The sequence below is a fragment of the Stappia sp. WLB 29 genome, assembly GCF_023507705.1.
Taxonomy (GTDB): domain Bacteria; phylum Pseudomonadota; class Alphaproteobacteria; order Rhizobiales; family Stappiaceae; genus Stappia.
This window is the reverse complement of the sequence record NZ_JALBGD010000007.1, coordinates 254,481-260,849: the sequence shown is the minus strand read 5'-3', so window position 1 is coordinate 260,849 and position 6,369 is coordinate 254,481. Positions and strand designations below refer to the sequence as shown.

The 6,369-nt window shown below is 65.5% G+C and carries 7 protein-coding genes; 2 read left to right on the top strand and 5 right to left on the bottom strand.

Annotated features, from left to right (window positions below; translation table 11 throughout):
* A partial coding sequence (locus tag MNI96_RS15225; RefSeq protein ID WP_249694493.1) for a methyl-accepting chemotaxis protein occupies nucleotides 1–914 on the bottom strand: 914 nt, incomplete at its 3' end.
* Nucleotides 915–1,461: 547 nt separating this feature from the next.
* On the opposite strand from MNI96_RS15225, the gene MNI96_RS15220 reads away from it, so the two are divergent.
* Both MNI96_RS15220 and bfr read left to right on the top strand, forming a co-directional pair.
* Nucleotides 1,462–1,695, top strand: a complete 234-nt coding sequence (locus tag MNI96_RS15220; protein WP_249694491.1) for a (2Fe-2S)-binding protein — start codon at nucleotides 1,462–1,464, stop codon at nucleotides 1,693–1,695.
* Nucleotides 1,685–2,170: a bacterioferritin gene (gene bfr / locus MNI96_RS15215; RefSeq protein ID WP_158194853.1), complete on the top strand. Its 486-nt coding sequence runs from the start codon at nucleotides 1,685–1,687 to the stop codon at nucleotides 2,168–2,170. Before MNI96_RS15220 ends, bfr begins: the two co-directional genes overlap by 11 nt.
* A gap of 13 nt (nucleotides 2,171–2,183) precedes the next feature.
* Here bfr and MNI96_RS15210 read toward each other — a convergent pair whose 3' ends face one another.
* From MNI96_RS15210 to MNI96_RS15195, 4 genes are all read right to left on the bottom strand, one after another.
* The gene (locus MNI96_RS15210; protein ID WP_249694489.1) at nucleotides 2,184–2,819 is read right to left on the bottom strand and encodes an ATP-binding cassette domain-containing protein; all 636 of its coding nucleotides are present in this window, start codon (nucleotides 2,817–2,819) and stop codon (nucleotides 2,184–2,186) included.
* Nucleotides 2,816–4,498: an ABC transporter permease gene (locus tag MNI96_RS15205; RefSeq protein ID WP_249694487.1), complete on the bottom strand. Its 1,683-nt coding sequence runs from the start codon at nucleotides 4,496–4,498 to the stop codon at nucleotides 2,816–2,818. Before MNI96_RS15205 ends, MNI96_RS15210 begins: the two co-directional genes overlap by 4 nt.
* A gap of 28 nt (nucleotides 4,499–4,526) precedes the next feature.
* Nucleotides 4,527–5,774, bottom strand: a complete 1,248-nt coding sequence (locus tag MNI96_RS15200; protein WP_249694485.1) for an ABC transporter substrate-binding protein — start codon at nucleotides 5,772–5,774, stop codon at nucleotides 4,527–4,529.
* Between the two features lie 104 nt (nucleotides 5,775–5,878).
* The gene (locus MNI96_RS15195) at nucleotides 5,879–6,346 is read right to left on the bottom strand and encodes an Lrp/AsnC ligand binding domain-containing protein (protein WP_249694483.1); all 468 of its coding nucleotides are present in this window, start codon (nucleotides 6,344–6,346) and stop codon (nucleotides 5,879–5,881) included.
* Nucleotides 6,347–6,369 lie beyond the last annotated feature (23 nt).

Sequence of the window (6,369 nt, the reverse complement as noted above, 5' to 3'; positions counted from 1 at the left end):
ACCTTGTCCCGGAAGTCCGCGATGAGCCCGTCGATTTCGCTCTGGCGGCGGCGGCTTTCGCCGACGGAGGTCTCGCGGTCGGCTGCCAGCTTCTGCCGGTCGAGCGCGCGCGCCTTCAGGACGTCGATGGCCGAGCCGAGCTGACCGATCTCGTCCTTGCGGGACGTGTAAGGCACCTCGACGGCCAGATCGTCGTCGGCGATGCGATGGGCGATCTCGGCAAGCTGGGGGATCGGCTTCAGCAACCGGCGCGTCAGCAGTGCCATGCCGCCGACAGCGACCACGAGGATCGGCAGGAAGGCAAGAACCAGTTTGCTGGTGACTGCATCCATCAGGGCGTTGATCGTCGACTTGCGCACGCCGGCATAGAGAATGCCCGAGATCTCGCCGGAGGGCGCATAGATCGGCGCGTAGATCGTATAGTAGGGCGTGCCGAGGATCACCGCTTCGCCGCGATAGGTGTCGCCCTTGGTGACCACCGGATAGACGGCGCCGTTCTGGCCGAGCGGCGTGCCGACGGCACGGTCGCCGTCCGGCTTGATGATGTTGGTGGTCTTGCGCCAGAAGTCGCGGCTTTCCTGATCCCACTTGAAAACCGTGACGGTCTCTCCAGTCATGCGTCCGATCTTGTCGATCATAGTGTGATCGGAAATCTCGTCGGGAATGCTCTCCATGACCACGCGATCGACATTGCCGTCCGATCTCCAGGTGACGGTCGTACCGGGCATCTCGCTCCCCACGATGGTCGCGGCGACGCGCAAGCTTGCGTCCTGCCGGGTGACGGCGTCGTGCATGATGCGGTCCGAGATCACCATGTACATGACCGTGCCGACCGTACCGAGAGCGAGCACAATCATAAGTGCCGCGGCCATGGATACGATGGAAACCAGATTGAGACGCGAAAGCAGGCCCATGACCGTTCTTCCCTTGCTTGCAGGATCGTTCGCAATTTCGCTAGGGAAAGAGTTATGACCACGAAGTGTAAAATTGTAGTTATTGAGGTATATGCTTGATCGGATTGGTGAAACGCATCTGAAGGGAAGAATGTTTCGGGAAGTTGAGTGTATCCTGGCGTGACCAGGCCGAGCAATCTTGACGTTTGCGGTGTCGAACTCAACTGGGGACAGGTGCAGTAGTCCTCTGCCCCTACGCGAGGCTTTGCACCTCTTGACGAGGATATCGGAAAGGCGCGAGACACCGACTGCTGCTGCCGGTTAAGCCGAAATGCCGGCACCCGCGCTTTGTTCTGGATTGGTATCAAGCCATTGATGTTCATTGAAGAAAATGTGCGTTGCGGTGGCGTCGGGGCAAAAGGCGCGGTGACATCGGCCCTGCGGCGGGACATCGTGTTGCGAGATACGCAAGGCAACGGGTTTGCATCGCGCCGGAGCGTCCCATATGTAGTGTCGAAAGTTCAACTTTATAAAGAGGGCCAGCCGATGAGGCCGGCCGGGATCCAACGTGATCGTCTGTTCCTGCAATGTCCTGACGGACAAGGAGTTGCGCAAGGCCGCGCGAGAGCTGCAATCGGGTCCCGACCGGGTGGTCGTGACGCCGGGCGCGGTGTTTCGCGCGCTCGGCAAGCGCCCGCGCTGCGGCAGCTGCTTCAGCACCGTCATACCGATCATTCACGAGGAAGCACCGGCGGACAAGGGCACGTCGCCGGCTGGGGGGGAGAGCACCGATGAAGGGTGATGCCAGGGTAATCGAGTATCTCAACAAGGCTCTCCGGCACGAGCTGACCGCCGTCAACCAGTACTGGTTGCATCACCGCATGCTGGACGACTGGGGCTATGGCAAGCTGGCCGCGAAGGAGCTGGAGGAGTCGATGGAGGAGCGGGCGCATGCCGACCGGCTCATCGACCGCATTCTGTTTCTTGGCGGCTTTCCGAATATGCAGAGCCTCGATCCGCTGCGCATCGGCCAATCGCTGAAGGACGTGATGGAGGCGGATCTCGCCGGCGAGTATTCCGCCCGCGCCCTCTACAAGGAGGCACGCGAGGTGACGCTCGCGGCCGGCGACTACGTCTCGAAGCTCCTCTTCGAGGAACTTCTGGCCGACGAGGAAGCCCATATCGACTATCTGGAGACCCAGCTGCAGCTGATCGAGCAGATCGGCATCGAGCGCTATGGCCTGCTCCAGTCGCAGCCTGCCGACGCGGCCGGCTGAGGGAAGGCTGGTCTCAGCCGTAGTCGACGACCGGACCGCCGGCGGCCTCCGCGTCCGCCCGGTCATGGGTGACGAGAAGCACGGGCAGGCCGCGTTCGCGTGCCTTGGCGAAAACGAGCTGGCGGATCTGATCGCGCAATGCGGCATCCAGCCGGGAAAACGGTTCGTCGAGCAGCAGCGCCCGAGGCTGCGCTTCCAGCACGCGCATCAGGGCGACACGCGCCTTCTGCCCGCCTGACAGGGTGGCCGGGTGGCGGGTCTCGAATCCGGCCAGCTCGACATCGGCGAGTGCCGTCGCCACGGCCTGCCGTCGTCTTGTGCGCCCGTGCAATTCGGGCGGCAGCGCGAAGGCGATGTTCTCGCCGACGCTCATATGCGGAAACAGCAGCGGATCCTGGAACAGCAGGCCGAGCCGGCGCTGGTGCGGCGGCAGGCCGGTGAGATCCGTCGTGCCGGACAATACCCGGCCACGGGCCGCGAAGACCGGATCCAGGAACCCCGCTGCATGGGCGAGCAGCGTCGACTTGCCGATGCCGCTCGGCCCCATCACCGTCAGCACCTCGCCCGGCTCAATGCTGCGGTCGAGCGAAATGAGATCGCGCCCCGCGAGCGTGATCTCGACCTTGTCGAAGATGAGGGCTTCGGTCATGCAGTGGCCTCGTTCTCCGCGCGGTGGCGATGGGCGATGCCGGGGACTGCCGCCGCCAGCAGGAAGGCGGCGAAGGGAAGCAGCATCTGCAAAAGCGCATAGATGCCGACGAGCTGCCGGTTGCCGCCTGCGGCCAGCGCCACGGCTTCGGTCGTGACGGTGGAGATGCGTCCGCCGCCGATCAGCAGCGTCGGCAGATACTGCGCGACGGAGACGGCGAAGCCGAGCGCGGCGGCGGTTGCCACCGCCTTGCGTGCGAGCGGCAGCCGCACCCGCCAGAAGGTCCGGGTTGGTGAAGCGCCGAGGGCTCCGGCTATATGGCCGTAGCGCGGATCGATCGCACGCCAGGGGTCGGAGAGCGCCAGGAAGACGTAAGGCAGCACGAAGACCATATGGCCGAGTGCGACGGCAAAGAGCGTGTCGTGCAATCCTGCCGTCAGGAACAGCACCTGCAGGCCGAAGACGAAGGCGATCTGCGGCACGATCAACGGCAGGTAGAGCAGCGGCAGCGAGCGGTGCCGGACGGTGAGGCCGTCGCGCGTCTCGTTTTCCAGGCAGGCGAGGGCAAGGGTGATCGCCACGACGACCACCGGCAGGGCGACGGCGACGGTGGTGATGATCGCATCTTCTGCCGCGTGTGCGTGCATCGTCCATGCCCGCAGTGTCAGGTGATGGGGCAGCGCATCGGGGAACCGCCAGGGCCCGGCTATCGACCACAGCGCCAGGAGCGCAAGACCGGCAAGCATCGCGCCTGCAAGCATCACCATCGCGGCTCCCGAAAGGGCGGCGGACAGCTCTTCCGCCGCACTGCGCCGGCCGCTCTCGATCCAGAGGCGGCCGAGTTTCGCGGCGAGCCTTTCGCCGCAGACCCACAGGAGGATGGCGAAGAGGCTGAGGCCGAGCTGCGTCATCGCACCAGCCGATGCCATGAAGCGCTGCGACAGGTCGGGATCGTTCATCCATGCAGCCAGCCGCACGGCGAGCGGCGGCGGCGTGGTCGGGCCGAGGATCAGCGCCACGTCGACGACGGAGGTGGCATAGGCAAGCACGGCGAAGACCGGGAGACGGATCTGCGGGTAGACGCGCGGCAATACGGTGGTCAGCCAGGCGGCGACCGGCGCATAGCCGAGGCTCGCCGCCACCCGTCGGCTACGCAGGGCGTCGGCCTGCGGCAGGGCCGCAACGAGCATCAGGAAGAGGAACGGGATTTCCTTCGCCATCAGCCCGAGCGTCATCGTCAGCCCCAAGGGATCGCCGACGATCAGCAGATCCGGCGGGCGCTGGAAACCGGTTGCCCAGGGCGACAGCAGCCGCATGGCGAAGCCGGACGGGGCGATGAGGAAGGCAAGGCCGAAGGCAGCGGCCGCATGCGGCACGGCCATCAGCGGCGATAGCAGCCGGCGCAGCGCACGAAAGAAGCGGGTGCCCTCGAAGGCCGCGGTGAACACGACCACGGCCGCAAACGCTCCGAACGTGGCAACGAGCCCGGTGCTGAGCGACAGCGCAGCGGACATTCCGATGCCGGGTTGGGTGAGGAACATGCGCAGCGGTTCGAGCGATACCGCGGTGCCGCCGAGCACCGGCACATAGCCGGCAGCCGGCAGCAGCGTGCCGAGGAGCCCGGCCGCCACCGGCCCCAGCATCATGGCCAGAGTGAGGACCGGTGCCAGTCTCAGCATGGTCGGACGGGCCTTGGATGCAGCGTGCTCACTGCGAGGCGTAGCGAGCGTTCCAGGCGCGCTCCAGCTCCACCATCCAGCTTGCATGCGGCTCCTCGATCACCGGTCCGAGTTCCTCCGGCGACAGGGTGGCAATGCCGAGATCGAGCGCGGTGAAGCGTTCGCGGTCGGCCGCCTCCAGCCGCTCCACCGCGAGCACGGTCGGGTCGCCCCAGATCGCCGGGTCCTGCTTGCGCGCCTGGGCTTCCGGCGACAGAAGAAAGTCGGCAAGGACGAGCGCACCGGCCTTGGCATTGGCGTTGAAGGGAATGGCCACGAAATGCGCATTGCCGATAGTGCCTCCGTCCAGCACGAAGGTGCGCACCGTGTCGGGCAGCTCTCCGGCTGCGATTGCGGCGGAGGCGCCTGCCGGATTGAAGGTGAAGGCGATGTCGATCTCGCCGTCGGCCAGCAACTGGCGCAGGGCCGGCTGGTTCTGCGGGAAGGCGCGTCCCTGCCTCCACATGTAGGGATGAAGCGTGTCGAGATAGGCAAAGAGCGGAGCGACGTCGGCCTCGAAGCTTGCCGGGTCGACCGGGTGCGACAGCTTGCTGCGGTTCGCGATGGTGGTGGCCAGAACCTGCTTGAGGAAGGTCGAGCCGTGGAAGTTTGGCGGCTGCGGATAGGTGAAGCGGCCCGGATTGGCCTTCGCATACTCTGCAAGCTCGGCAAGCGTCTTGGGTGGATGCGTCAGCGTTGCCGTGTCGTGCATGAAGACGAGCTTGGCCAATCCCCACGGGCTTTCCTGGCCGTCGGTGGGCTCGGTGAAGTCGGTGACGACCGCCGGCTTGTTCTCCACATCGACCAGCGGCCAGTTCGGAAGCTTTGTCGCCCAGCCCGGCGACATCAGCAGGCCTGCTTTCTTCAGCGACACGAAATTCTCGCCGTTGATCCAGACGAGATCGACGGCGCCGCCGCTCTCCTGTCCGGCAGCCTTCTCGGCGACGATGCGCGCGACCACATTGGCGGTGTCGTCAACCTTCACCTGCTCCACCGTGATGCCGTGGCGCTGCTGAAGCTGTTCGCCCGCCCAGGCGATATAGGCGTTGATGCGCGGCTCTCCGCCCCAGGCGTGAAAGTAGACGGTCTGCCCTTTCGCCTTCGCCAGCACATCGGTCCAGTCGGCCGGATCCACGGTCTCGTCGGCGCGGCTCGCGAGAGGTGCGAGCGGCAGGGTCAGCGCTGCGGCCAGCAGGGCGCCGCGCACAGGCCGCGACAGCAGGCGGATGATGGTCATCTGGAGTTCCCCTTCCCGTTTCGCATGGTGTCGCAAGCGCTTGCGATGACGGTCAACACACGGCTTCGTGACGCCACCGTGCCTGCTTTCGACGTCGCCGGCAGCTACAGGGGCAGCACGTGCGTGTCCTTTATCTCTTCCATCACCGCATAGGTATGCGTTTCGCGGACGCCCGGAAGGTCCAGTACCGCATCCGCCAACAGCTTGCGATAGGCGGCCATGTCGGAGACGCGCGCCTTCACCAGATAGTCGAAACCGCCCGCCACCATGTGGCATTCGAGCACCTGCGGCACGCGCTTCACGGCCCGCGCGAAGGCGTCGAAGACGTCCGGCGTCGTCCGGTCAAGCTTGACCTGCAGGAACACCAGGAGCCCCTGGCCGAGGCGCAGCGGGTCGAGCTCGGCGGAAAAGCGCAGGATGTATCCCTCGCGGATCAACCGCTTCATCCGCTCGGCCGTGGCGGTCGGGGAGAGGTTCACCTTGGCGGCAAGGTCGGTCGTGGTGATGCGCCCGTCCACCTGCAGCACTTCGAGGATGCGGCGGTCGATGCGATCCAGATCCGTGGATTGCACGGTGATTTCCGATTTCACGGGTT

Coding starts and splice junctions, on each gene's coding strand:
- bfr (WP_158194853.1), top strand. CDS start 1,685: ATGAAGGGTGATGCCAGGGTAATCGAGTATCTCAACAAGGCTCTCCGG.
- MNI96_RS15210 (WP_249694489.1), bottom strand. CDS start 2,819: ATGACCGAAGCCCTCATCTTCGACAAGGTCGAGATCACGCTCGCGGGG.
- MNI96_RS15205 (WP_249694487.1), bottom strand. CDS start 4,498: ATGCTGAGACTGGCACCGGTCCTCACTCTGGCCATGATGCTGGGGCCG.
- MNI96_RS15200 (WP_249694485.1), bottom strand. CDS start 5,774: ATGACCATCATCCGCCTGCTGTCGCGGCCTGTGCGCGGCGCCCTGCTG.